Raw genomic sequence first — 22,709 nt, forward strand, 5'->3', positions numbered from 1 at the left:
CATGAAATGGATTAAAGCGGGCTTGGTGCTTTTGACTTTTGCCTTATTGAATGGCTGTGCGACGGCACCTAAACAGGATTACAGCGCTTTTATTCAAAGCGATCCTAAGTCGATACTGGTGTTACCGCCTGTCAATAATACCAATGAAGTTGTAGCCCCTTTTGGAGTAATGGCGACAGTGGTGAAGCCACTTGCAGACTCTGGCTATTATGTTTTTCCAGTATCTTTGGTCAATGAGACTTTTAAAAATAACGGCTTAACTGTGGCTCATGATGTTCACAGTGTCGCGATAGACAAGCTCTATGAAATCTTTGCTGCCGACGCTGCTTTATACATTGAGATTCAAGATTATGGTACGTCATACGTTGTATTGGATAGTGACACTACCGTCGCACTATCGGCAAGGTTGGTTGATTTAAAAACTGGCCAAGTAATTTGGCGTGGTAAGTCACAAGCTTCAAGTAGTGAAGACAGAAGTGATCATGATAGCAGTTTGGCTGGAGCATTGATTGGCGCGGTGCTAAACCAAGTGATTGAAAGCACTTCAGATAAAGGATTTGAAGTTTCGCAAAAAGCGTCACAGAGATTGTTATCAGCGGACTCAAGCAATGGTTTGCTTTATGGCGTGCGCTCACCTAAGTATGGGCAAATTGAAAAATAAGCCATATTCTGACTGTGCTTTCTTATCGGCTGATTGCTGCTATATTCAATTAGACTTTGATTGACAGGTGATCCCCTATGGCAATAATTAGTGAATTTAGACTAGGTTACTTTTGTTGGATTGAACTGTGTTCAAGCGACTGGCAGTCAGCTAAGCCTTTCTATAGCCAACTATTTGACTGGCAAATTCTTGACCAACCTATTGGTGAAGATTGTTATTACACCATGTTGCAAAAAGAAGCCGATGATGTCGCTGCTATGTATCAGATGACCGCTGAGCAACAACAAGGGGGCATGCCCAGTCACTGGCTTGCTTATGTGGCGGTAGACAATGTCGATGAATGTCTAAACAAAGCCAACGAACTCGGTGCGGAAGTGCTTGCAGGCCCACATGATGTCCCAGGGGCAGGGCGGATGGTAATGTTAAAGGAGCCAGGTGGAGCGGTTTTTGCGTTATGGCAAGAGGGGGGTCATATTGGCACACAACGTCATCTTGAAGCGAATACTCCTTATTGGTTTGAGCTAGTGAGTAAAAACAGTGACAAAAGTCGTGACTTTTATTCTGCATTATTTGGTTGGCAAATCGAAGTCAAAGACATGGGAAATATGGACTACACTTTGTTCAAAGTAAATGAGCAACCCGTCGCTGGCATGTTAGAAATGACGGCTGAATGGGGTGAAGACATTCCCCCGCACTGGATGATTTATATTGCGGTATTGGACTGCGATAGTAAAGCTGAATATGCCCAAAAGCTTGGCGGAGAAATTTGTGTACCGCCGACAGATATACCAGAAGTTGGTCGCTTTAGCGTGATAACCGATCCTCAAGGGGCGGTATTCTCTATCATAGAATCTGCCATGGATGATATTTCAACTTAATGTATTTCTAATTCAATCACTTTGCCATGGCAAGTGGCAAAGTGATCAGAGAGCCGGTTTAGAATAGTATCGCGCTCGCCACTACTATTTAGATGCTTGATAGACGCTGTTAATTTCGGCAGTAGGTCTTGGTGTTTACGATTGATATAGTGATAAATAGGATAACTCGCATCTCGTAGCCTACGCACATAAACTGTGGCGAGTCCTGACTGGCATAGCGCACCCAGCGCAAATAAGTCATCAGCTAAAATTTGCTCAACATGACCTTTTTTAAGCGCTTGAAACGCAGAAACATCGTTAGAGACCGCGTTACATGTCAACTTTTTTCGTTGGCAAACTTGCTCCGTTATTAAACTGCCTTGTATTACCACATAGTCTTGCTGGGTCGACAAAGTACAATGCTCCTTCTTGAGACAAAACACCGCCATTTGAACGGTTGCAAGTGGTTCGGGTATTTGCAGTAAGTTAGGATAGGCATTTGCAATAGCGCTAGTGCGTCCTGCTTCCGCATCATAAAACCCTTGATCTACATATTCTAATCCGCGCTCACTGGGTAATACGACAAGTGTGGGTGTGATATCCAAAGGTGTGTATATCTTTTGCATGAGTTGTGCGATTTGCTGCTGGCCAAGCTGATAAGCGACCAGCTCACTGACATTGATTTGGTAGGCAAAAGTCGCCTTGTGGATGAAGAAAAGGAAGAAGATGCTAAGTGCGAGTTTCACAACATATCCTTACGGTTGTCAGAGTTATAACTGTAGCAAAGTTGTCAGAAAGTGAAAAAGTACATCATAAAAATGAATTCAGTCAGGATTGACCTTGAGTTTAGTAAACTCATACCAATTGTAATAGTTTGAGCGTATAAATTGTGAGGAGAAGGATATGACACTACATGTTTTGGTGACTGGTGCTAACCGTGGGATCGGATTTGAGTTTTGTAAACAATACTTATCTCTAGGCTGCAAAGTAACGGCGGTTGTGCGCAAAGCATCAGCAGAACTAGAATCTCTAGGCGTGGATATCATTGAAGATATAGATGTTGCAACGGAAAATGGCGCGAAAAAGCTATTGGCGGCATTGGGCTCGGAGAAGATAGACATTCTTATTAATAACGCTGGGGTATTTCACAATGAAACGCTAGCGGAAATGGATTTTGAAAATATCGACCACCAATTTAACGTTAATGCGTTAGGACCAATTCGAGTCACTCATGCACTGCTCGATAACCTCAAAGCAGGCAGCAAAGTTGCCATGATCACAAGTCGTATGGGTTCGATTGCAGATAATGGTTCTGGTGGTTACATTGGCTATAGAATGTCGAAAGCAGCATTAAACGCGGCGAGTGTGAGTATGGCTCACGAGCTGAAAAACCAAGATATCGCTGTTGGACTATTCCATCCTGGCTTTGTGCAAACGCAGATGGTGGGGTTTGCAGGTGATATAGGTCCAGATGTTGCGGCGGAACGTTTAATTAAGAGAATTGAACACCTAACTATCGAAAACAGTGGTGGTTTTTGGCATTCCAATGGTGACACGCTTCCTTGGTAATTAAGGTGGGCGCATCGTCGCCCCTTTTCAGCCATCAGCCATCTAACTGTGCTAATATAAAGCAAATACTCAGATGGTAACCTTTGATGGAATTACAACAAGATACCCCATTATCACTGCCGCTTTTTTTGTTAGACGACAACATCGAGAATCGTGATATCGACTCTCCAGATGCTGAAGTATCAGTGATGTTGAGTGAGAACCTCCTTGCTCATTTGTGCCAAAACCCAAAAGAAGATGAGAATATTAGCTTGCATATTGATGACTATGCGCTCAACAACATTAGTACGACAGTGACTGAGTTGATAGGGGCGGAACATCAGTTGCAATTGCTTATTAATCGAGGGCCTATTCTCAGTGCTGTCCTGAGTACTAGTAGCGATGCATTGTTTGTTTCGCCTCCAGTAGAAATGATGCCGACTTTTGATCTTGGGCTGGATGACGACGAGGGCGAGTAAATGTCTAAACGTGCACTGTTTTGTGCGGTGGTTGTCGCCGTGCTTTCTGGCTGTGTGGCTTTGGGCGTGTCTAAATATGATGATATGTTTGGACCGGAACAACCCCAAGCACGAATCGAACAATATCACCAAGGCGGTGCACGTTACTTGCAAAGCGTGAAGCCCATTTTGGAGTCGCGTTGTGTGGTTTGCCATGGTTGTTATGACGCACCCTGCCAGCTCAAATTGTCATCTCCAGAAGGAATAGATAGGGGATTATCGAAGGAGTTAGTGTATGACGGCACGCGGTTGTTAGCACAAACACCAACCCGGCTGTTATTCGATGCTCAAACCACGACACAGTGGCGCGAGCGTGGTTTTACCCCAGTGCTGAATGAGCGCAATCAATCTGAATACAGCAACCTAGCTGGAAGTGTGCTTTATAATAGCTTGCTGTTAAAAATGTCTCATCGTTTTCCTGAGCAAGGCATCTTGGGTAAAGAGTTTGATTTCTCTTTAGATAGAACGCAGTCTTGCCCAACCATGGACGAGTTTTCTAGCCTTGCGAAACGGCAGCCTCATGCGGGCATGCCCTACGGCTTACCAGCGCTCACGCATGATGAATTCAAAACCTTGGAAGCATGGCTGCAAAGTGGCAGTAAAATGAGCCAGATTGCAAAGCCAAGTGTTGCAGCACAAAAAGAAGTGAAAAAGTGGGAACAATTTCTTAATCAGGACTCCAATAAACACCGCCTTGCCGCGCGTTATATATTTGAGCATTGGTATTTAGCCCATATCCACTTCCCTCATCTGGATGACCCTGCGTTTTTCCAATTGGTACGCTCAAGCACGCCGCCAGGCCAGCCTATTGCGTTGGTGAGTTCGGTGCGTCCATTTGACGATCCTAAGGTCGATAGGGTGTATTATCGATTGATGCAAGTGCGCAGTACTATTTTGTCAAAAACTCACATGCCACTGGCATTGAATGACGCTAAGCTATCACGGTTACATCAGCAATTTTATGCAGCGGATTATCACGTGGATAAACTGCCTGGTTATGAGCCAGAGCTTGCAGCAAACCCATTTAAGGTATTCAAAGATATTCCGGTTAATTCTCGTTATCAATTTATGCTGGATGAGGCCGAGTTAATTGTAAAAGGCTTTATCAAAGGCCCTGTATGCCGAGGCCAAATAGCGCTTAATGTCATTAACGACCACTTTTGGGTGGCGTTTGTTGATCCTGAAAAAAATAGCAATGAAGCGGTGAACCAGCTGCTGCTTAAACATGATGAAGATTTGGTGCTACCTGCGGCTGAGCAAAGTAATGCGTTACCGCTTTCCAGTTGGGCTAAATACGCCACAAAGCAACAGGATTACTTACGTGCTAAAACTGAGCTTGCAGATAAGATGTTTGCCGATGGGCAACGTCTCAATATGGACTTGATTTGGCGTGGTGAGGGAGAAAACCCGAATGCAGCATTAACTATCTTCCGCCATTTTGATAGCGCAACGGTGGTTAAAGGTTTTATTGGCCAGCCTCCCAAAACAGCTTGGGTATTAGACTATGCTTTGTTCGAGCGCATTCACTACTTGCTGGTGGCGGGTTTTGACGTGTATGGCAACATTGGTCATCAGTTGATCACACGCTTATATATGGACTTCTTGAGGCTTGAAGGTGAGCAAAACTTTTTAAATCTGCTGCCACTTAGCCATCGTCAGGAAATTAAACGTTATTGGTATCGTAAGTCACACTTGAGTTTAAGTGAGTTTATCAATCGCAAATCACTAATCGGTGCGCCAACGGGGATAAAATACGAAACGGACGATCCAAAGCAAGAGCTATATGACAAACTACATGCTGTGCTTAAGCCCGTTCTAAATAGGGATTATGACTATAAAGCCGTCGGCAAGCCACTGCAGGCACTCAATAGCATGTCCGTTAGGGCGATTAATTTGCTTCCACAGGTCTCGTTTATTATTACTAAGCAAAGTGACGGTTCACATCAAGCGTTCTCGCTATTACACCATAATGCCCACTACAACATCTCCAGTTTGTTAAATGAAGAAGGGCAAAGAGCGTATACAGAAGACACTGCGACGATTGTGCCAGGCTTTATCGGAGATTACCCAGAGGCAATTTGGTATTTAGAAAGCGAGGCTGCACAAGAGGACTTTGTCTCATCATTTAGCCACATGAATAGTGAGTCTGATTACCGAGCGCTACGAGCGCAATATGGGATCCGCAGGACTCACCCAGAGTTTTGGCGTTACAGTGATTTAATCCACGACATTGCCAAGCAAACACGTGGCGTTGAATATGGTTTATTTGACTATAACCGGTTAGAAAACCGCTAAAAAATGGAGTCTTCGGACTCCATTTTTTATGTGCTTTTCCTATAGTTGACTAGCTGCTTTGACCGCAGCTAGTAGCACGCTTTCATCCAATCTCACTTTGTAATTTGGGTTTGCATATTGAAATTGGATCAAGCCTTTCTTATCGACTACAAATACCGCCGGCACCGGCAAGGCAACTTTATCGTTCCCCTCAAAATCAACGAAATTTACGCCCAACTTGTTGCGATAAGCAAGGGCTGTTTTATCATCAAGGAAATAGGCGAGACCTAACGCTTGGCTCATACGCATTTCGTTATCAGACAACAGTTGGTAGTGAGGGGATTCAATTGTACTTTTTGCCAGCGCCTCAGGTGAGTCTGGTGCGATAGCAATAATTTGTGCCCCCATTTTAACAAGCTGAGGTTCAATTTCTTGGATCCCCGCGAGCTGTCTTGAACAGTATGGACACCAGCCACCACGATAAACCACCAGTACGGTGATATTTTCTTTATAGCGTGTCGCGAGGTCGACAGTTTTACCTGACTTATCTTTGAGTTGTAATGCAGGGGCATCAATGCCTGGAAGGAGTGGACTCACTTGCTCAGGTGCTGCGGCGATATTAGTGATTTCAGCTGCGCTGACAAAGGCTGAACAAGCCAAAGCGAGCGATAAAATAAAATGGCGCATAAAAAGTTCCTAGGGTTTCAAGTTGATATCGACTCAGAAGACCTAAGCGCTGGCGAAAATCTTTCACTTCGGTATGATATCGCTCGTAATTGATTTCCATGAAGAGAGAGCACAATGTCTGCAAACATCACTAAGCTTGTGGTTATGCTAGAAATGCAACATGCCATGAATACCAAAGTACACCAACAATGGTTTGAACAAGGGTTTGAATGGTACCGCGCAATTTGGGTTGAGTGTGCAGAAATGCTAGATCACTACGGCTGGAAATGGTGGAAAAAGCAAACGCCAGATACTGAGCAAGTGATTTTAGAGCTAGTGGATATTTTTCATTTTGGCTTGTCTTTACGTATCGACGGCGAAACGTCATTTGAGCAATTAGCGACTCAGTTAGAAGCTGAATTGGCAAAGCCAACTACCGCAGAGGACTTCAAGGAAACCCTTGAATTGCTTGCAAGTGCGGCTGTGACCAAACGCGAGTTTGATGCCCATGCGTTTGCGGGGTGTATGCAGCAAATCGGGATGTCTATTGATGACCTATACCGTGGATATGTCGGTAAAAACACGCTTAACTTTTTCCGCCAAGACCATGGCTATAAGGATGGTTCTTACATCAAGGTATGGAATGGCCAAGAAGATAACGAACACTTAGTTGAAGTGGTGAAAAGTCTAGACACAGCGCACCCAGACTTCAAAACACATGTGTACGACGGCTTAAAAGCTCGCTACCCAGCTTAATCTATAATAGGTAGCAAGGTACGGTAATCGGAGACTGAAAGATATTCAGTGATCTCTCGCTCTGGTTGCCGACTATCAGGATTAGCAACAGCAAGCAAATGGCCAATACCAAACTCTTGCGCAGCATTTAACACGCTAATGCTATCGTCCACAAATAAAGTGCGGGACTTATCAAAGCCCAAATCACGCTCTACCTGTTGCCACAACATTTGACTTTCCTTACTTACGCCATATTCATGGGTTGAAACCAATTTGTCGAGATACTTATCGAATTGGGTACGCTCAATTTTCAAACTTAGACTGTTTGGGTGCGCGTTGGTCAACAAGATAAGCTGTTTTCCACTCTCTCTTAAGGCCTCTAAAAACGCAGGTACATCCTCACGAATGGAGATCAAGTGTTGTACTTCACGTTTAAGCTCCATAATAGGGAGCTGTAGCTGCTCCTGCCAATAATCTAGGCAATACCATTCTATCTGGCCCATTACCGCGTCATAACGGGCGAGGATGTCGGCCCTTGCAGCCTCAAGGGTTAAGCCTTGACGTTTTGCGTGTGCCTTAGGCACGACGTCGAGAAAAAAGTGATTATCAAAATGGAGGTCGAGTAATGTGCCATCCATATCTAACAAAACGGTATCGATATTTGACCAATTTAGCATAGGCATTTAACTTCAAAGGCTTTATGATTAGGTTATTCGCCATGATAGCAAATAATGATCTATGTCACATAAAAAGCATCCCACACCACCAGAAATTTTAGCTTGCGACGTCGTGGCTAAAAGCAAATTGTTCACGGTAGAAGCACTTTCGTTATCCTTTTCGAATGGCGAGCAACGAGAATACGAAAGAGTTCGTGGCGGTGGGCGTGGCGCAGTAATGATCGTGCCCATAACGGCTGATAATGAGCTATTATTAGTGAGAGAATACTGTGCAGGAACACATGACTATCAACTCGGCTTTCCCAAAGGGCTAATTGACCCAGGCGAAACCCCGGTGGAAGCGGGCAACCGAGAGCTAAAAGAAGAAGTGGGTTTTGGTGCAAATGCTTTCTCTGAACTCAAAGTAGTGTCACTGGCACCGAGTTACTTTAATGCCAAAATGCATATTTTGGTCGCTAGTGAACTTTACCCTGAACAGCTTGAAGGTGATGAACCAGAGCCACTGGTAGTAGTGAAGTGGCCGCTAGATAAATTATATGACCTGTTACACCAAGAGGACTTTACCGAAGCAAGAAGTGTCGCGGCACTACTGTTATTAAAAGCACATTTGAATCTGGAGGCGTAAATTGCGGTCCTATTTAGAGCCTTGCATCGCACTGGCAAAACGTGCCGGTGAAGCCATTATGGCAATTTATCAAGCTGACGATATTGGTAAAAAAGAAAAGTCTGATCACACTCCTGTCACTGCAGCAGATTTGGCATCTAATGAGATCTTAATGGCGGGTCTTGCTGAAATAGCACCAGACATTCCGGTAATGTCTGAAGAAACACCAATTCCACCATTGAGTGAGCGACAAGACTGGCAGCGCTACTGGTTACTCGATCCTATGGATGGCACTGGGGAGTTTATTCTTGAAAGTGGTGACTTTGCCGTCAATATTGCGCTCATCGAAAATAATCATCCTGTGTTAGGCGTCATTTACTGGCCATCTCAAGGGCTAACATATTACGCCAGCAAAGATGAAGGTGCGTTCAAACGTAGTGACTCAGGTGAAAGTAAACGTATTTTCGTCTCGCCACGAGAAACACTGACATTGGCAGTAAGTCGCAGACAAAAGCTTGAAGCGGTAAGTCAGTACTTAAATAGTCAGTTCGACACAGTGGCACTTGGGTCATGTTCATTAAAAGCCTGCATTATCGCAGAAGGTAAGGCGGATTGTTTTTTACGAGTAGGACCAACGGGAGAGTGGGATACTGGCGCGTCACAGATCATCGTGGAAGAAGCCGGAGGTTGTATTACCGATGCTGAGTTTAACCCGCTGACCTACAATCGACGAGAAACCACCGAAAACCCAGACTTTATTGTTATGGGGCACCCCGATTGGCAATGGCAAAAGTTGATCAGCCCACATCATCGAACGATAGAATAAATAACGGCTTAAGTTTAAGGTTGTGGGATTTTTGCGCACTTGAATTGTTTTAAGCATTAAATCCCTTGCAATAAAATTTTAATCCATTATTATAGCGGCCTCTTGAAAAGGAAGTCCTTTTTAAGAATTTACAGGCGCGGGATGGAGCAGAATGATAAATCATTCGTCGGACTCGCTAAACCTGGAAAGAATCGAAGGTCGTCGGTACCCGACGAAGAATAGATTCACAAAAATATACAGGCGCGGGATGGAGCAGCCTGGTAGCTCGTCGGGCTCATAACCCGAAGGTCGTCGGTTCAAATCCGGCTCCCGCAACCAACATCAGTTGGATGTATAAAGTCTCAAGTACAAGACTTAAAATTAAGTATAAATACAGGCGTGGGATGGAGCAGAATGATAAATCATTTGTCGGACTCGCTAAACCTGGAAAAGAATCGAAGGTCGTCGGTCTCCGACGAAGAATAGATTCACAAAAATATACAGGCGCGGGATGGAGCAGCCTGGTAGCTCGTCGGGCTCATAACCCGAAGGTCGTCGGTTCAAATCCGGCTCCCGCAACCAATTCTTGATTGGACTGCACACTCTAAAGAACTCTCCCGAAATTCATCGGTTCACTTTTCATAAATTAGGCTCCTGCAACCAATTCTTAATTGGACTGCACACTCTAAAGAACTGCTCCGAAACTCGTCGGTTCACTCTTCATAAATTAATGGCTCCCGCAACCAATTTTTAATTGGACTGTATAATCTAAAGAACTCTCCAGAAATTCATCGGTTCACTCTTCATAAATTAATAGCTCCCGCAATCAACCTTTTTAGTTCAGTTACCTAAAATCGCCTCAATGGATAGTCAGTTTTTTCGATATATACAGAGAAATAAATCATCCACTTTTTATAACTCAAAGCCTGAGTGTTGCTGTTGTTTGATGCATTTCTTAAATTAGAATTGATCTTAATACTCACACCGTGAGCAACAACCTGTACGCGGGTTATGGAAACCCGCTGTTAAAGGGTGAATAGATTTAGCAAAGGCAGGTAAATCCGATTTGGCAGCTAGCAAGATCTGAGTGATTGCAACAAGCTGAGTTGTCTTGGCGAGATGCACATTTCATCGTGTCCTGACATCCGTAAACTCTCGTGTAATCACCTCCAGCTACTTGAGGCGTTGCTTCCTGAGGTAGTTTGTTATCTTGAGTTAGCTTTTTTAGCTGCTTTTTTTGAAGCTTTATTTTCATTTCCAATATCCTTTTTATAGATTTATTAAGTTTGTTATCACGAAACCGATAGCTTGTTCTGCTTAAAAATAATACAAAGAAGTGTTGTTGTAAAAAAATAATGAAATGTGATTACTTTGTTTTCTTTTGCATGGATGAAGATTATTTGTCTATAAATCTTTATATGGTCTAGGCTTTTACTATCTCTTATTTGAAGTGTATGAAGATGGATTTACATAGTATTAGAGTCAAAAGTTCGTTGCCTACGGCTGTGCTAACGATCGTGCTGTTATTTGTGTTTTTTGGTTTTTCAGTGCTGCTCAATAAAGTGCAATCAGCACTTGAAATACAAACTGAGAACTATTTAAGAGCCGTGTCAGTGGTACTCAATGCGGATAGGGACTTTTATCAAGCTCAGGAAGCTTACCTCAAACTATTAGCTGGTGAAGATAAGTGGGTGGATTTTGAAGAAAACGCCGAACAGGTCAAACAGCGATATCAAAAATATATTCAGTTTATGTCGCTCCACCAAAGTGAGCTTGGTAGTTTTGCAACTTTTGATGTAGATTTCCAAAGCTGGTATCGCGTTACGGTGGCGAGTATCAAAGCCCCGACAGATAAGGCGCTTCAAATTAAGTCTGCCAAGTTATTTAGTGCGGTTCGTGATGTGCTTGATAGAGCAGGTGAATTAGCCGATGAAAAATCTGCTGCAAGTCGTGCGATAGTGGTTTCTGAGGTTATTCAAATAAAGTGGGGGCTTGGTGTTGGTGCTTTACTTCTTCTTGGTATTGCGTGCTGGATTGCCTATCGAATCCCTCGTCAGCTCGCAAAGCAGATAAATTTTGTTTCCGATAGAATCTCTGAAATCGCCTCTGGGGATGGAGATTTAACTGGTCGCATTGAAATCAAAGGAAACGATGAGTTTGCAAAGCTGTCGCTAAACTTTAATCATTTTCTTGATAGTTTACAGGCAATGGTTACAGCCCTTGTTAAAGATGGCGGTGAATTATCGGCTTTGTCGTCAAAACTGAGTCGTTATGCAACGCAGAGTCATGACCTAATCGATTCGCTTGGTAAGTCATCACATACCATTGTTAGCGCGGTGCATCAGCTAAGTCACTCAAGCCAAGAAGTCTCGTCGGTGGCAGAAAACTCATTAAAAGAAGCTGAAGCTTCACATCGCTACGCAGCACAAGGTAAAACGGTGTTGGCAGATTCAAAACAAAAAATCACTCATCTAGCTGATAATATGGAAGCGGCACTTTCCAGTTCGTTAGCCTTACAAAAAAACTCTGAAAACATTACGCAAGTGCTCGATGTTATTCGCGGAATTGCTGAACAAACTAATTTATTAGCGCTCAACGCGGCAATTGAAGCGGCAAGAGCTGGTGAGCAAGGGCGTGGATTCGCGGTGGTAGCGGACGAGGTTAGGTCATTGGCCACTCGAACACAAGACAGCACTAATGATATTCAGAAGATGTTGGAAGCATTCTCACACAGTGTAGAGGACTCACAAAAGACCATTGAAGGCGGTAAGCAATATGTTGATATTGCGGTCGAAAGTTTTGCAAAGGCAACCGAGTTATTGGAATTAATTGCACAAAGTGCGGTTAAAGTGACTGAGCTTTCAGAGCAAACCGCTCATGCAACTCAGCAGCAAAACGCAGTATCTACTGAGATTAGCAGTAGTCTAACCGATTTAAATGACAGAACATTGAATGGCGAGCGGTTGTCTGGAGAAACGCACCAAATTTCGGATGATGTACTGCGAGTCACCAGTAAATTGGTGGATGAATTATCTCAGTTTAAAGTCTAAGGTATTGTAAGGTGCGCTGTGCGGCACACCCTATAAAATCAGTCGTTTGAACGGTTATTTAACCTGAGGTTTGGATAAGGGATGTTCTTACTGGTTATTTAGCAAACTTCTTTGCGTAAGCCTCGGCTTGTTTCCATACGCGCAGGGTATTGCCACCTAAAATCTTTTTTATATCAGCGTCGCTGTAGCCTCTATCTAAGAGACCTTGCACAAGATTTGGATACGTTGACACGTCTTTCAGGCCAACAGGTAGTGAGTCACCCACACCATCGTAATCTGAACCAATGCCTACGTGATCTATCCCTATCAACTTAACGACGTGATCAATGTGATCTAGAACTTGATCAAGTGTGGCAAATGGGAACGGGTTTTTCGCTCTAAATGCTGCCCTAAAGTCGGTGCGATCTTTATCTTTAGCTTCTTTTTGTGCTTCATCACGCTTGTCATACCAAGCACCTGCTTTTGCCGTCACAAAGCTCGAACCAAAGTTAATTTGGATCACGCCGCCATTCTTTGCCAAGGCTTTGAGCATTTCGTCATCCATATTGCGCTCGAAACCAGGCGTGTATTTACGAAGAGATGAGTGTGAAGCGATGACGGGCACTTTTGAAATATCCATTACCTGATAAAACGCGTCATCTGAAATATGTGATACATCAATGAGCATACCAATTTTATTCATCTCAACCACAAGCTCTTTACCAAATGGGCTTAAGCCTTTCCATTTACGGCGTACGTCATAAGATGAGTCAGAAATATGGTTGCTTTGCGAGTGTGCTAAGGTGATATAACGGACACCACGATCATAAAAATGCTTAAGGTTTTTCATCTCACCTTCAATGGGTGAGCCATTTTCCATACCCATCGCGATAGACATAATACCATTGTCAAATTGCGTATATAAGTCGTCGGTAGTGTATGCCATCGCAAATTTATCTGGTGCGCGGTGCGCTAAGGCTTCCATACCGTCAATCAGTTGATTAGCGAGTTGATAGCTTTTACCTTTACCTTCAAACTCTAAATTAGCAGGAATATAAATAGACATAAATGGCGCATTAAGACCGCCTTTTACCGCGCGAGGGTAATCAAAATCACCGCTTTCGGTTGCTTGGCTAACATCATCCCATTTACTTTGGATGCGATATGGAACGTCGATGTGTGTATCAATTAGGATGTTATCGTGAGCGAGTTTAACTGCGCGCTCAGAGGCTGTGTATTCAGTTGCATAGGCGGCAGAAACAGCCAGCGCTAGGGCGCAAAGAGCAGTGCCAAGCTTCATAAGATTACCTTTCCTTTATAGTTATAGAATTTTGATTGTAACAACTATTGTCACTTCGACAACTCTTTACGATTAGCGATAACTATAAGGAATAAAAGGTTTTCCTAATACTCGTAATCCTCCTGTGCTTGCATTGCTTGAAACTGTTGTTTGCTAACTATATTCACCGATTCATGCAATTCCGAGAAAACGATCAGCGCTTCTCCGGATTTTAGTTGTGCTTTCACTTGCGCTACTTTGCTCTCGGTGCTGACTTCAGTATCGCCATAGTCTGTTCCTTCACGAAGCACATAGTGCTCAATAAGGTTGTCCAGTGTCTCTTGTGGAAGTTGTTGATAAGGAATGAGCATACTACTTAGCCTTACTATAAATTTGTTGTAAATACTGTGGAATAACGCTTTCTAGCCAAAACCTAGGTTTAAAGGGGTTACTTCCCGAAATAAACCCTACGTGACCACCGTGTGGGCTCACTGCGAGCGTCACTGGTGAGTTAACCTGAGCGGCTGTAGGCACGGCTTGCGATGATAGCATGGGGTCATCTTCGGCGTGTATTAGGAGTGTTGGTGTTGTGATCTGGGTTAAGTAAGGCTGCGAACTTGCTTGCGCGTAATAATCTTCCGCACCGTTAAAGCCATGTAGTGGTGCAGTTATCTTGTCGTCAAATTGCCATAGGTCATTAATGGCATAAAGAGCAGGCTTGTCTATCCTAATTTGCGATTGGATGGTGTCTAGCTTACGTGAAAAAGACTTCTTCATCCTGTCTAGCAAGTATTTTTGATAGAGCTTAAAGCAGCTCTTTCTGATCACCTGACAAGAGGAAGAAAGGTGATAAGGCGCAGAGACGACGACACCAGCCTCAAGACCGCTTTGCGATTTGGTTTCTCCCAAGTATTTGGCAAGTACATTACCACCGAGCGAGAAACCAACCGCAAATAATGGCCGTTTAGGAAAGCGGGCTTTTAGCGTGTCTATAAAAAAGCCAAGATCTGAGGTTTCACCGCTATGATAAGCTCTGGCTTGGCGATTCACTTCACGTGAGCAGTTGCGAAAGTGCATCAGTACGGCATCAAAACCATGGTGTACCAACGCTTTTAATAGGCCTTTTGCATAAAAGCTGTTGATATTGCCTTCTAGCCCATGCAACACAACAACCAACGGTGCCGATTTATCCCCGTGTTTTGCCCATGCAAGTTCTAAAAAATCATCGTCTGGTGTGTCTAGTGTTTCATAGTCGACGGGCACCTGTAATCTCGGCCTAAAGAATCGCGGAAGTATGGTTTGGGCATGGCGGTTGCGCATCCACCAAGCGGGTTTAAATTCGTAATTATTGGCTGTTATTGTTTTCATGGCTTGATTCATAATAGAAACTGCGTCTTTTTGAAGATTGCTCGCAAAGCAAAGAAAGGAAGCTATCCAGTTGCAAAACAGGTTTTGGCCAGTTTAACGTATTATCAGGTGAGGGTTAAGCAAATAAAAAGCACCCGACCAGTAAACTGATAAGGTGCTTTGTGCGTCGTGCTTAATTCTGCAAGTTGGGGAACTACATCGAGCCGATCTTCTACTACTTATTCTTCAATCGCCCCAAGGTAATACATTTAAATCTGTTCTATTGTTCGTTAGGTACTTCAGCGTCCATGACTTTTTTAATGAAAAAGTAGACGTAATAACAGCACAGCAAAATTACAATCCCTAAAAAGCCAAAAGACAGAAACAACACAGGGTCGGAAAAAAAGTCTCTAAAGAATACGTTCATGGCTGTGCCTCCTAATTTGTCGATGAGTAAATAGTAGTGGAGGTCTGAGGGGCTTGATATGATCAAGATCAAGTTTCAATCCTGAGTGAAATTAAACCTAGGCAAAGGCTTGATCTCGATCAGGTTTTATATCTGAGTTGGGTAAATAACAGGGCTTATATTGATTTAATGGCTTAGAAGTCAGTCGTATTGAATAAAGCGTCGTACTCACTCTGGCTCAAATAGAGCAGCACATTGCTACTTGATTGCAGTGGCGCAATCGAAAAGCGCTTTAATGTCTCCAACAATAGCGCTTGTTGACGCTTTTCAAGCTCAAGCTCTGCAGTCAGCATCGCAGCTCGTAACTTTTTATAGTTTTGGTAGTCTTGATGATGTGTTTTTAGGGTATGGCGGATCGCGCGTTGAGGTTGTAACACCGCTTGGTCAAACTGCTTAGCAGTCTTTACCAGTGCGGCTAGGGTGTCGGGGGTAATTGTCAGTGCTAAAGTGTCGAGGTAACAAAGTAACAAACAGAGGTTGATATTTTTGTCTGCAGCATCTTGCAAATTCAGCAGCCGCGATTGCATCCGCGGGCGGCTGTAGAATTCACAGGCAAACTGCCAAAAGTCTTCACGACTTAGCATATCTCTCCAGTCCCATCGAAATGGTTTTGCTTTTCTTCTAACTCTTCCAGTGCCATTAATAAGTTTTCTTCTGTGTCATTAAGCTCAGGGGTTATCTTGGCTTGTTTTGCCAGTAAGTCACTTAATTTTGCTTTGTTCTCGTCCGTGTATAGGCTGTTTTCAGCCAAAGCTTGCTCAATTTCATCTGCTTGCTCAGTGAGCTTGTCGAGCTGTTTTTCGAGCTTTTCAATCGACTTTTTCAACGGTTGAATGGCTTTTCTGAACTCGGCTTCAAGACGCTTTTGCTCTTTACGATTGGCATTAGAGTTTTGCTTTGTTTCAGCCTCTGAGGCGCTTGGTTTCGCTTGCTCTTTATTGGCATTCATAAGCCATTGGTAGTAGGCATCTAAGTCATAGCCGAACTGAGAAACGGTCCCATTATCAACTAAATAGTACTCGTCAGCGGTATTTTTCAGCATGTGGCGATCGTGGGAAACCGTTACCATTGCGCCCTCAAAACCTTGCAAGGCCATTACAAGTGCGTGTCGCATTTCTAAATCTAGGTGGTTAGTCGGCTCATCGAGTAACAGCAGATTAGGCTTTTGATATACTAGCATTGCAAGTACGAGTCGTGCTTTTTCGCCACCAGAAAACGGCGCAACGGGTTCGAGGGCCTTATCACCATGAAAAGCAAAACCGCCCAAGAAATCGCGAATAAGCTGCTCTGGTACTTTAGGGTCTAGACGTTGAATATGGGTAACCGCACTGGCCTCAAGATCGAGAGATTCAAGCTGATGCTGAGCAAAATAGCCTACATTTAATCCTTGGTGTTGAAACACTTCACCAGCTTGTGGAGTTAAATCGCCGGCAAGTAACTTGATTAGGGTCGATTTACCTGCGCCGTTACGGCCAAGTAACGCAATACGGCTACCTGGGACGAGGTTAAGCTTGATGTCATGCAAAATGGTAACGTCACTATAGCCCGCTTTGGCTTGCTCTAGTGTCATCAATGGATTAGGTAAGCTTGTTGGATCTGCAAATTCAAAATTAAATGGTGAATCTGCATGAGCGGGCGCGAGCATTTCCATGCGTTCAAGGGCCTTCACACGACTTTGCGCTTGTTTTGCTTTACTCGCTTTCGCTTTAAAGCGGGTAATAAACTTCTCTAAATGTGCAATCGTTTCTTGTTGCTTTTCGTAAAGCGCTTGGTGCTGTGCCATGCGCTCTGCTTTTTGACGCTCAAACTGAGAATAGTGACCTTTATAGACGTTGATCTGCTGTTGGTCGATATGCCAAATCTCACCAACAACAGCATCTAAAAATTCGCGGTCGTGAGAAATAAGCACTAATGTACCCTGATAGGCGCGCAAAAAGCGTTCTAGCCAATAAACAGCATCCAAGTCCAAGTGGTTGGTTGGCTCATCCAAAAGCAATAAATCAGCATCGCGGATCAGCGCTTGCGCAAGGTTCAAGCGCATGCGCCAACCTCCAGAAAAGTCGCTAACGGCAAACTCTATCTGTTCATTGCTAAAACCAAGGCCATGGAGTAGTTCACCCGCTTTGGCTTCAATACTGTACCCTTTGATGTTTTCTAGCTGTTGGTGTGCTTTTGCTTGTAGTTCACCATCACCATCCCGCTCCGCTTGTTGTAGCTGCGTTCTCAATACATAGTATTCAGGGTGTCCCTGTAGTACATATTCGAGTGCGCTAATGGAGAGTGCTGGGGTTTCTTGTTTTACCGATGCAATAGACCAATCTTTTGGAATAGAAAAATCACCAGAATCGAGTTGCAGCTCGCCTTTTAGCAGCGCAAAGAGAGAAGATTTACCACAACCATTGGCACCGACAAGACCCGCCTTATGTTGTGGGTAAAGCGTTGCATTAGCTTGTTTTAGCAGTGTTTTACTGCCACGAAGTAGCTCGATATCAGAAAGTTGGATCATAATTCTAAAAGTCTGTCTAAATTGCGCGCATCATAACATGGATCCAATCACTTACTCCAAGCGTATCATGACAAATAAAATTAGGATAAAATGACAAACCTTAGACTCAGTGTTCATTAGAGGTGTCGAGTTGAAAGTTAAGAAGCGTTTTATTGCAGGGGCGAGTTGTCCAGAATGCCAAAAAATCGACGTAATGATGCTCTACAAAGAGCATGATGTTGAAAAAGTTGAATGTGTTGAGTGTGGCCATGTAATGTCACAGCCGAAAGACGCGGTACAGGCTTCTACACGCCAGTTTGAGCAAGTCATTGGGGTGTTCAAACCGGAGTGAGTTTTCATCCCGGTTTTCAATTAGTCTGTTAGTAGTGCGGTGGTGGTGGCTCTTGATGTTGAGGCATTAAACCCGGATCGCGGCCTTCTTTCATTTTCTCAGCCAATAGCTCAATTTGACGTTGCATTTTAGCCAAGCGCTGCTGATGTGCCTTTAACTCTTCATTTAAGGTTTCGATTGTATCTTCTTGAAAGGCAAGCTTAGCCTCAAGCTCAGTAATTCTGTTTTCGATTTCATTCATGGCTTTTTCACCTGCGCAAATTTTTCCAGTAGTCCGCTGGAACTTTCGGTTAACAGTGCAGTGTCTCGGTCTTGAAAAGCAACGTCAAATACAACCGCAGACTTGGGGCGGCTCCCCTCCCGGGGTTGTACACGCCAAGTTTGCAGTCGTTCGCCATCACTTACTCGCCATAAAATAAGCTCACGGTTAGGTGAGCCGGTAGCCAAGAGCGTAGCGTCTTGATTAAAGCGCACTGCACTGAAAATTTTCTGGCGAGCAATATACTGTAATTGTGCTTTGAGATCACCAGAAGTTAGTTGCCAAATACTCGCTTTTTTCATGCTATCTGCGGTAAAAGCAAATCTTCCTTGGTCATCTAATGCAACTTTGGTCACGCGACTTGGGTGATTAAAGCGATGGATCACTTGCCCCGTTCTAGTATCCCAAAAGTAAGCGGTATAGTCGTTGCCTCCGGTTAAGGCAAAGTGGCCATTGGGAGACATGGCAATAGAATTGATATTTTCTTGATGTCCAAGGAACTCTATTCGCCTTCCGCTTTCTAAGTCGAGATGAACGACAACGTTATCGCTACGGGCGTAGAGTAAATATCGGCCCGCATTGCTAATAGTGATATCTCGGATAGTGCCAGACTCGATCTCGAAATACCCTAGATTTTGACCGTTTTCGACACTCCAGATAGCGAATGTCTTATCAGTGGCTGTAACGGCTGTGGAGTTATCATTGGCTAAAGCTAGTGAGTGAATAAGGTCGTCGGGCGCATCAGAGTGACGCCATTGAAATTTGAGGCCTTGCTCTTGATTATCCCAAAGTACGGCCCCATGCTCTATGGAAGAAACTAGGCTGTAGTGACCATCCACAGAGATCGCAGCAGAAAATGCGCCTCTGCTGGCATGTTCTACGGTCATAACGGCTTTTGAAGTATCAGGGCCACAGCCGGTTAAGGTGAAGCAACTGAGCATCGCGCATGCAAAGAGGAGGCTTGTCCACTTAATGTTGACGAGTTTGACCATAAATTAGGTAAATCCTCCTTAACTCCGAAGTCTACAACAGGTAGACTAAAGGCACTAAAAACAAGATATTATTTTGATATTAGCGTATTAAAAGCGTAATGTCGTTACGCGATAATGGCAAGCAAATGCATATTGGCATTCTGATCAGAGAATGTTAATGTGGCTAGCACCTTTTCTTATTAATATAAAATTAACAATGGCACCGCATATCAAGCTCTCTTGCGCGAGCATTGGTGTTTTGATAGTAGGGACTGTCGGAGAGTTGAGAATGAAACAGACGATTAAATTGTCACTCGTTGCTGCTTCAGTGTTAGCACTAGTAGCGTGTAATAAAAAAGCTGAAGAGCAAAAGCCTGCTGAAGTTAAGTTGGATACTGAAATGCAACAGCAAGCATACGGTATCGGTGCTTCAGTTGGTAACTTCTTGCAAAAAGATTTAGCAGACAAAAAAGAGCTAGGTATCGAACTAGATCAAGAGCTGCTGATGCGTGGCTTTAAAGATGCACTTGCTGGTGAGGCCAAGTTAGACGAAGCTAAAATTCGTGAAGTGCTAACTGCGCTAGATTCTTCTGTTCGTGAAAAGCAGACAGCAAAAGCTGAAGCTGACGCGAAGAAAAATAAAGAAGAAGGTGATAAGTTCCTAGCCGAGAATGCGAAAAAAGAAGGCGTTACAGTAACTGATTCAGGCTTACAATATGAAGTGCTAAGCGAAGGCGATGGTGAAAAGCCAGTTGCAACTGACATGGTTAAAGTACACTACAAGGGAACTTTACTAGATGGCTCTGAGTTCGATAGCTCTTATGCGCGTAATGAACCTGCAAGCTTCCGCCTAAACCAAGTTATCGCTGGTTGGACTGAAGGTCTACAGCTAATGAATGTTGGCGCTAAGTATAAGTTTACTATTCCAGCGGATCTTGCATACGGCACTCGTGACCTTGGTAAAATTCCAGCTAATTCAACATTGGTATTTGAAGTTGAGCTGCTAGATATTGAAGGTGAAGCTGAAGAAGCTGCTGAGTAATTTGATATTGCTTGCAACGAAAAAGGTGAGATAGCTATCTCACCTTTTTTGTATGCTGGTTCCCGCAAATGTAGACTATTCTGTGTGATTAGAATAAAGGTTATCGATAAGTTCATCTTCCAATTGGAAGCGTAACTCAAGCGTTTCACCTAACACAGACAGGTCGTTATCGAAGTTTGTTAATTCTTGCGTTTCTTGATTTACTTCAGCGTATTTGTCGTTGAAATCAAGTGCGGTATCAGTCGTATCTGTGATCCGAGGGTACAGTGACTGAGCCAGTTTTGCGCTTTCAGGGCCTTTTTCTTGGCAGGCCTCAACAATGTTGTCATAAATTTCAAAATGACCAGCTGAAAGATAGTCCATCAAAATCTGGCAGAATGACTGAATGTCAACTTGCTCAGGAAGTGCTTTACCATTTCGAGTTGGTGAGCATCCTGCAACTTTATAATATAAAACCAATAGTTCCTGACGCTCTGCTAACCATGCATCAATTACACTATGGCTGCCTCCCCATTTCTGTTGGGCTTGTTCTAACTGCGAAAGCATAGTGATTCTCCTTAAGCGGGTTACCTACCTCTATGGAAAGGGAAACGGGGCAAAAGGTCAACCAATTTTTTCTGTAAAAGCGTAAAAAGATCAAAAGATTATTGGTTTGATTATCGGGAATGTTAACAAATTCAGGAGGATAAAAATAAAAAAACCACCGAGAGAAACTCAAGGTGGTTCAAAATAGCAGTTTAGCTTGTTGCGTAATGTTGTTATTTTTCTAATTGAAGGTGTTTTGTTGTTATTTTTCTAACGCGGTAATTTTATACCAACCTTTTAATCGTGTTGCAAACAGTTTAATCGCTTGTTTCGGTAATTTTTACACAAGCTTATGAATTTGTTCCTAATAAAGTGAGGTTTAATCTAGATCATAACGAGGCGTTGGCAAGGATAGTTTAGATAGTGCCCATGTGCACTTAGTGATACAATCCGCACAATTGAATTTAAGTATTGGAATAGAGACGCTATGAGCGAATTAAAAAACGATCGTTATTTACGAGCGCTATTAAAACAACCAGTTGACGTCACACCAGTATGGATGATGCGCCAAGCTGGTCGTTATCTACCAGAGTATCGTGCCACCAGAGCACAAGCTGGTGACTTTATGAGCCTTTGTAAAAATGCAGAACTGGCATGTGAAGTGACATTACAGCCGCTGCGTCGTTATCCATTAGATGCGGCGATTCTGTTTAGCGATATTTTGACTATTCCAGATGCAATGGGACTTGGACTTTACTTTGAAACTGGTGAAGGTCCAAAGTTTGAGCGCCCTATCCAATCGTTAGACGATGTTAAAAAGCTACCAAAATTAGATCCAACCGATGAGCTTGGTTATGTAATGAATGCAGTGAGCACAATTCGTCGTGAGCTTAAAGGTGAAGTACCACTTATTGGTTTCTCCGGCTCACCATGGACGCTAGCGACTTACATGATTGAAGGCGGTAGCAGCAAAACATTCGGTAAGATTAAAAAGATGGCGTTTGCAGAGCCGCAGACACTGCACTTACTGCTAGATAAAGTGGCCGATTCGGTTATCGACTACCTAAATGCGCAAGTAAAAGCGGGTGCTCAGTCGCTAATGATCTTCGACTCATGGGGCGGGGTGTTAAGCCCACGTGACTACAAAGAGTTTTCACTACAATATATGCACAAAATTGTAGATGGCCTGATCCGTGAAAATGACGGTCGCAAAGTACCCGTGACATTATTCACGAAGAACGGCGGTCAATGGATTGAAGCAATTGCAGCTACTGGATGTGATGCAGTTGGCCTTGATTGGACGATTGATATCGCCGATGCAAAACGTCGTGTAGGCGATAAAGTTGCACTACAAGGTAATATGGATCCTTCAATGCTACACGGTACCCATGAGCGTATTCGTGAAGAAGTTCAGCATATCTTAGCTGGTTTTGGCGAAGGTAATGGTCATGTCTTTAACTTAGGCCATGGCATTACGCCTGATGTTGACCCTGAAAATGCAGGTGTTTTCATCAATGCGGTTCACGAATTTAGCCGTCAATATCACAAGTAATTTAAGTTTGAACTTAAACTTAAAATAGTAAAGAGCGCTTATTGAAGCGCTCTTTTT

25 protein-coding genes and 2 tRNA genes are annotated in these 22,709 nt (G+C 43.5%); 14 read left to right on the forward strand and 13 right to left on the reverse strand.

Annotated elements, in window-relative coordinates; all coding sequences use genetic code 11:
* The first annotated feature begins 1 nt into the window (after position 1).
* Positions 2 to 661, forward strand: coding sequence for a DUF799 domain-containing protein (locus CWC29_RS17600; protein WP_128725629.1), 660 nt, complete (start codon positions 2 to 4; stop codon positions 659 to 661).
* 77 nt (positions 662 to 738) lie between these two features.
* The gene (locus CWC29_RS17605; RefSeq protein WP_128725628.1) at positions 739 to 1,539 is read left to right on the forward strand and encodes a VOC family protein; all 801 of its coding nucleotides are present in this window, start codon (positions 739 to 741) and stop codon (positions 1,537 to 1,539) included.
* Here the strand turns inward: CWC29_RS17605 and CWC29_RS23820 are convergent.
* A complete protein-coding gene (locus CWC29_RS23820; RefSeq protein ID WP_138524620.1) occupies positions 1,536 to 2,264 on the reverse strand; it encodes a transporter substrate-binding domain-containing protein in 729 nt (242 codons plus the stop codon). The genes CWC29_RS17605 and CWC29_RS23820 overlap by 4 nt on opposite strands.
* 157 nt (positions 2,265 to 2,421) lie before the next feature.
* On the opposite strand from CWC29_RS23820, the gene CWC29_RS17615 reads away from it, so the two are divergent.
* The 3 genes from CWC29_RS17615 to CWC29_RS17625 all read left to right on the forward strand — a co-directional run bounded on the left by CWC29_RS17615 (position 2,422) and on the right by CWC29_RS17625 (position 5,879).
* Positions 2,422 to 3,087 (forward strand): SDR family oxidoreductase, encoded by a 666-nt coding sequence (locus tag CWC29_RS17615; RefSeq protein WP_128725626.1) that lies wholly within the window; start codon positions 2,422 to 2,424, stop codon positions 3,085 to 3,087.
* Between the two features lie 86 nt (positions 3,088 to 3,173).
* Complete coding sequence (locus CWC29_RS17620; protein WP_010374501.1) at positions 3,174 to 3,545, forward strand: hypothetical protein; 372 nt, start codon at positions 3,174 to 3,176, stop codon at positions 3,543 to 3,545.
* Positions 3,546 to 5,879, forward strand: a complete 2,334-nt coding sequence (locus tag CWC29_RS17625; RefSeq protein WP_138524622.1) for a fatty acid cis/trans isomerase — start codon at positions 3,546 to 3,548, stop codon at positions 5,877 to 5,879.
* A 39-nt stretch (positions 5,880 to 5,918) separates the two neighbouring features.
* Here CWC29_RS17625 and CWC29_RS17630 read toward each other — a convergent pair whose 3' ends face one another.
* On the reverse strand, positions 5,919 to 6,545 hold the full coding sequence (locus CWC29_RS17630; protein WP_069023437.1) for a peroxiredoxin-like family protein: 627 nt from the start codon (positions 6,543 to 6,545) through the stop codon (positions 5,919 to 5,921).
* A gap of 114 nt (positions 6,546 to 6,659) precedes the next feature.
* Between CWC29_RS17630 and CWC29_RS17635 the strand changes: the two genes are divergently transcribed.
* On the forward strand, positions 6,660 to 7,280 hold the full coding sequence (locus CWC29_RS17635) for a dUTP diphosphatase (RefSeq protein ID WP_017219351.1): 621 nt from the start codon (positions 6,660 to 6,662) through the stop codon (positions 7,278 to 7,280).
* On the opposite strand, the gene yrfG is transcribed toward CWC29_RS17635, so the two are convergent.
* A complete protein-coding gene (gene yrfG / locus CWC29_RS17640) occupies positions 7,277 to 7,936 on the reverse strand; it encodes a GMP/IMP nucleotidase (RefSeq protein ID WP_045989426.1) in 660 nt (219 codons plus the stop codon). The genes CWC29_RS17635 and yrfG overlap by 4 nt on opposite strands.
* A 61-nt stretch (positions 7,937 to 7,997) precedes the next feature.
* Here yrfG and nudE point away from each other — a divergent pair, with 61 nt between their 5' ends.
* From nudE to CWC29_RS17660, 4 genes are all read left to right on the forward strand, one after another.
* Positions 7,998 to 8,561 (forward strand): ADP compounds hydrolase NudE, encoded by a 564-nt coding sequence (gene nudE / locus CWC29_RS17645; RefSeq protein WP_017219353.1) that lies wholly within the window; start codon positions 7,998 to 8,000, stop codon positions 8,559 to 8,561.
* A gap of 1 nt (position 8,562) precedes the next feature.
* Positions 8,563 to 9,366 (forward strand): 3'(2'),5'-bisphosphate nucleotidase CysQ, encoded by an 804-nt coding sequence (cysQ, locus tag CWC29_RS17650; RefSeq protein ID WP_128725622.1) that lies wholly within the window; start codon positions 8,563 to 8,565, stop codon positions 9,364 to 9,366.
* A 241-nt stretch (positions 9,367 to 9,607) separates the two neighbouring features.
* A tRNA-Met gene (locus CWC29_RS17655) sits at positions 9,608 to 9,684 on the forward strand.
* Between the two features lie 166 nt (positions 9,685 to 9,850).
* Positions 9,851 to 9,927: transfer RNA gene (locus tag CWC29_RS17660), tRNA-Met, on the forward strand.
* Positions 9,928 to 10,387: 460 nt separating this feature from the next.
* On the opposite strand, the gene CWC29_RS17665 is transcribed toward CWC29_RS17660, so the two are convergent.
* A complete protein-coding gene (locus tag CWC29_RS17665; protein ID WP_138522513.1) occupies positions 10,388 to 10,600 on the reverse strand; it encodes a hypothetical protein in 213 nt (70 codons plus the stop codon).
* Positions 10,601 to 10,805: 205 nt separating this feature from the next.
* Here CWC29_RS17665 and CWC29_RS17670 point away from each other — a divergent pair, with 205 nt between their 5' ends.
* Entirely contained in the window at positions 10,806 to 12,395 is a 1,590-nt protein-coding gene (locus tag CWC29_RS17670; protein WP_138522515.1) for a methyl-accepting chemotaxis protein, read from the forward strand.
* Positions 12,396 to 12,489: 94 nt separating this feature from the next.
* On the opposite strand, the gene CWC29_RS17675 is transcribed toward CWC29_RS17670, so the two are convergent.
* The 6 genes from CWC29_RS17675 to CWC29_RS17700 all read right to left on the reverse strand — a co-directional run bounded on the left by CWC29_RS17675 (position 12,490) and on the right by CWC29_RS17700 (position 17,972).
* Complete coding sequence (locus tag CWC29_RS17675; protein WP_138522517.1) at positions 12,490 to 13,674, reverse strand: dipeptidase; 1,185 nt, start codon at positions 13,672 to 13,674, stop codon at positions 12,490 to 12,492.
* Between the two features lie 104 nt (positions 13,675 to 13,778).
* Positions 13,779 to 14,024 carry a YheU family protein gene (locus tag CWC29_RS17680; RefSeq protein WP_010607914.1) on the reverse strand — a complete coding sequence of 82 codons (246 nt, stop codon included), beginning with the start codon at positions 14,022 to 14,024 and terminating at the stop codon, positions 13,779 to 13,781.
* A 1-nt stretch (position 14,025) separates the two neighbouring features.
* Positions 14,026 to 15,033 carry a hydrolase gene (locus CWC29_RS17685; RefSeq protein ID WP_128725618.1) on the reverse strand — a complete coding sequence of 336 codons (1,008 nt, stop codon included), beginning with the start codon at positions 15,031 to 15,033 and terminating at the stop codon, positions 14,026 to 14,028.
* A gap of 247 nt (positions 15,034 to 15,280) precedes the next feature.
* A complete protein-coding gene (locus CWC29_RS17690; RefSeq protein ID WP_010374526.1) occupies positions 15,281 to 15,427 on the reverse strand; it encodes a hypothetical protein in 147 nt (48 codons plus the stop codon).
* 173 nt (positions 15,428 to 15,600) lie between these two features.
* Positions 15,601 to 16,050: a TIGR02444 family protein gene (locus tag CWC29_RS17695; RefSeq protein WP_138522519.1), complete on the reverse strand. Its 450-nt coding sequence runs from the start codon at positions 16,048 to 16,050 to the stop codon at positions 15,601 to 15,603.
* Positions 16,044 to 17,972, reverse strand: a complete 1,929-nt coding sequence (locus CWC29_RS17700) for an ATP-binding cassette domain-containing protein (RefSeq protein ID WP_138522521.1) — start codon at positions 17,970 to 17,972, stop codon at positions 16,044 to 16,046. The genes CWC29_RS17695 and CWC29_RS17700 overlap by 7 nt, the downstream gene beginning before the upstream one ends.
* A 130-nt stretch (positions 17,973 to 18,102) precedes the next feature.
* Between CWC29_RS17700 and CWC29_RS17705 the strand changes: the two genes are divergently transcribed.
* Positions 18,103 to 18,303 carry a YheV family putative zinc ribbon protein gene (locus CWC29_RS17705; RefSeq protein ID WP_010374531.1) on the forward strand — a complete coding sequence of 67 codons (201 nt, stop codon included), beginning with the start codon at positions 18,103 to 18,105 and terminating at the stop codon, positions 18,301 to 18,303.
* 28 nt (positions 18,304 to 18,331) lie between these two features.
* Here CWC29_RS17705 and CWC29_RS17710 read toward each other — a convergent pair whose 3' ends face one another.
* Both CWC29_RS17710 and CWC29_RS17715 read right to left on the reverse strand, forming a co-directional pair.
* Positions 18,332 to 18,544, reverse strand: coding sequence for a SlyX family protein (locus CWC29_RS17710; protein WP_010374533.1), 213 nt, complete (start codon positions 18,542 to 18,544; stop codon positions 18,332 to 18,334).
* Complete coding sequence (locus tag CWC29_RS17715) at positions 18,541 to 19,554, reverse strand: WD40 repeat domain-containing protein (RefSeq protein WP_128725615.1); 1,014 nt, start codon at positions 19,552 to 19,554, stop codon at positions 18,541 to 18,543. Before CWC29_RS17715 ends, CWC29_RS17710 begins: the two co-directional genes overlap by 4 nt.
* Before the next feature lie 268 nt (positions 19,555 to 19,822).
* Here CWC29_RS17715 and fkpA point away from each other — a divergent pair, with 268 nt between their 5' ends.
* Positions 19,823 to 20,575, forward strand: coding sequence for an FKBP-type peptidyl-prolyl cis-trans isomerase (gene fkpA / locus CWC29_RS17720; protein WP_193554554.1), 753 nt, complete (start codon positions 19,823 to 19,825; stop codon positions 20,573 to 20,575).
* 75 nt (positions 20,576 to 20,650) lie between these two features.
* Here fkpA and rsd read toward each other — a convergent pair whose 3' ends face one another.
* Positions 20,651 to 21,121 carry a sigma D regulator gene (rsd, locus tag CWC29_RS17725; protein WP_138522523.1) on the reverse strand — a complete coding sequence of 157 codons (471 nt, stop codon included), beginning with the start codon at positions 21,119 to 21,121 and terminating at the stop codon, positions 20,651 to 20,653.
* Positions 21,122 to 21,587: 466 nt separating this feature from the next.
* On the opposite strand from rsd, the gene hemE reads away from it, so the two are divergent.
* Positions 21,588 to 22,652: a uroporphyrinogen decarboxylase gene (gene hemE / locus CWC29_RS17730; RefSeq protein ID WP_010374544.1), complete on the forward strand. Its 1,065-nt coding sequence runs from the start codon at positions 21,588 to 21,590 to the stop codon at positions 22,650 to 22,652.
* Positions 22,653 to 22,709 lie beyond the last annotated feature (57 nt).

Source organism: Pseudoalteromonas galatheae (assembly GCF_005886105.2).
Lineage (GTDB): Bacteria > Pseudomonadota > Gammaproteobacteria > Enterobacterales > Alteromonadaceae > Pseudoalteromonas > Pseudoalteromonas galatheae.

Bases quoted from the DNA above. Each gene is read 5' to 3' on its own strand.
- CWC29_RS17665 (WP_138522513.1), bottom strand. From the start codon at position 10,600: ATGAAAATAAAGCTTCAAAAAAAGCAGCTAAAAAAGCTAACTCAAGAT.
- CWC29_RS17630 (WP_069023437.1), bottom strand. From the start codon at position 6,545: ATGCGCCATTTTATTTTATCGCTCGCTTTGGCTTGTTCAGCCTTTGTC.
- CWC29_RS17600 (WP_128725629.1), top strand. From the start codon at position 2: ATGAAATGGATTAAAGCGGGCTTGGTGCTTTTGACTTTTGCCTTATTG.
- CWC29_RS17605 (WP_128725628.1), top strand. From the start codon at position 739: ATGGCAATAATTAGTGAATTTAGACTAGGTTACTTTTGTTGGATTGAA.
- CWC29_RS17670 (WP_138522515.1), top strand. From the start codon at position 10,806: ATGGATTTACATAGTATTAGAGTCAAAAGTTCGTTGCCTACGGCTGTG.
- CWC29_RS17675 (WP_138522517.1), bottom strand. From the start codon at position 13,674: ATGAAGCTTGGCACTGCTCTTTGCGCCCTAGCGCTGGCTGTTTCTGCC.
- CWC29_RS17690 (WP_010374526.1), bottom strand. From the start codon at position 15,427: ATGAACGTATTCTTTAGAGACTTTTTTTCCGACCCTGTGTTGTTTCTG.
- hemE (WP_010374544.1), top strand. From the start codon at position 21,588: ATGAGCGAATTAAAAAACGATCGTTATTTACGAGCGCTATTAAAACAA.
- CWC29_RS17685 (WP_128725618.1), bottom strand. From the start codon at position 15,033: ATGAATCAAGCCATGAAAACAATAACAGCCAATAATTACGAATTTAAA.
- CWC29_RS17615 (WP_128725626.1), top strand. From the start codon at position 2,422: ATGACACTACATGTTTTGGTGACTGGTGCTAACCGTGGGATCGGATTT.
- CWC29_RS17635 (WP_017219351.1), top strand. From the start codon at position 6,660: ATGTCTGCAAACATCACTAAGCTTGTGGTTATGCTAGAAATGCAACAT.
- CWC29_RS17620 (WP_010374501.1), top strand. From the start codon at position 3,174: ATGGAATTACAACAAGATACCCCATTATCACTGCCGCTTTTTTTGTTA.
- CWC29_RS17715 (WP_128725615.1), bottom strand. From the start codon at position 19,554: ATGGTCAAACTCGTCAACATTAAGTGGACAAGCCTCCTCTTTGCATGC.
- CWC29_RS17625 (WP_138524622.1), top strand. From the start codon at position 3,546: ATGTCTAAACGTGCACTGTTTTGTGCGGTGGTTGTCGCCGTGCTTTCT.
- CWC29_RS17710 (WP_010374533.1), bottom strand. From the start codon at position 18,544: ATGAATGAAATCGAAAACAGAATTACTGAGCTTGAGGCTAAGCTTGCC.
- yrfG (WP_045989426.1), bottom strand. From the start codon at position 7,936: ATGCTAAATTGGTCAAATATCGATACCGTTTTGTTAGATATGGATGGC.
- CWC29_RS17695 (WP_138522519.1), bottom strand. From the start codon at position 16,050: ATGCTAAGTCGTGAAGACTTTTGGCAGTTTGCCTGTGAATTCTACAGC.
- nudE (WP_017219353.1), top strand. From the start codon at position 7,998: ATGTCACATAAAAAGCATCCCACACCACCAGAAATTTTAGCTTGCGAC.
- CWC29_RS17680 (WP_010607914.1), bottom strand. From the start codon at position 14,024: ATGCTCATTCCTTATCAACAACTTCCACAAGAGACACTGGACAACCTT.
- rsd (WP_138522523.1), bottom strand. From the start codon at position 21,121: ATGCTTTCGCAGTTAGAACAAGCCCAACAGAAATGGGGAGGCAGCCAT.
- fkpA (WP_193554554.1), top strand. From the start codon at position 19,823: ATGAAACAGACGATTAAATTGTCACTCGTTGCTGCTTCAGTGTTAGCA.
- CWC29_RS17700 (WP_138522521.1), bottom strand. From the start codon at position 17,972: ATGATCCAACTTTCTGATATCGAGCTACTTCGTGGCAGTAAAACACTG.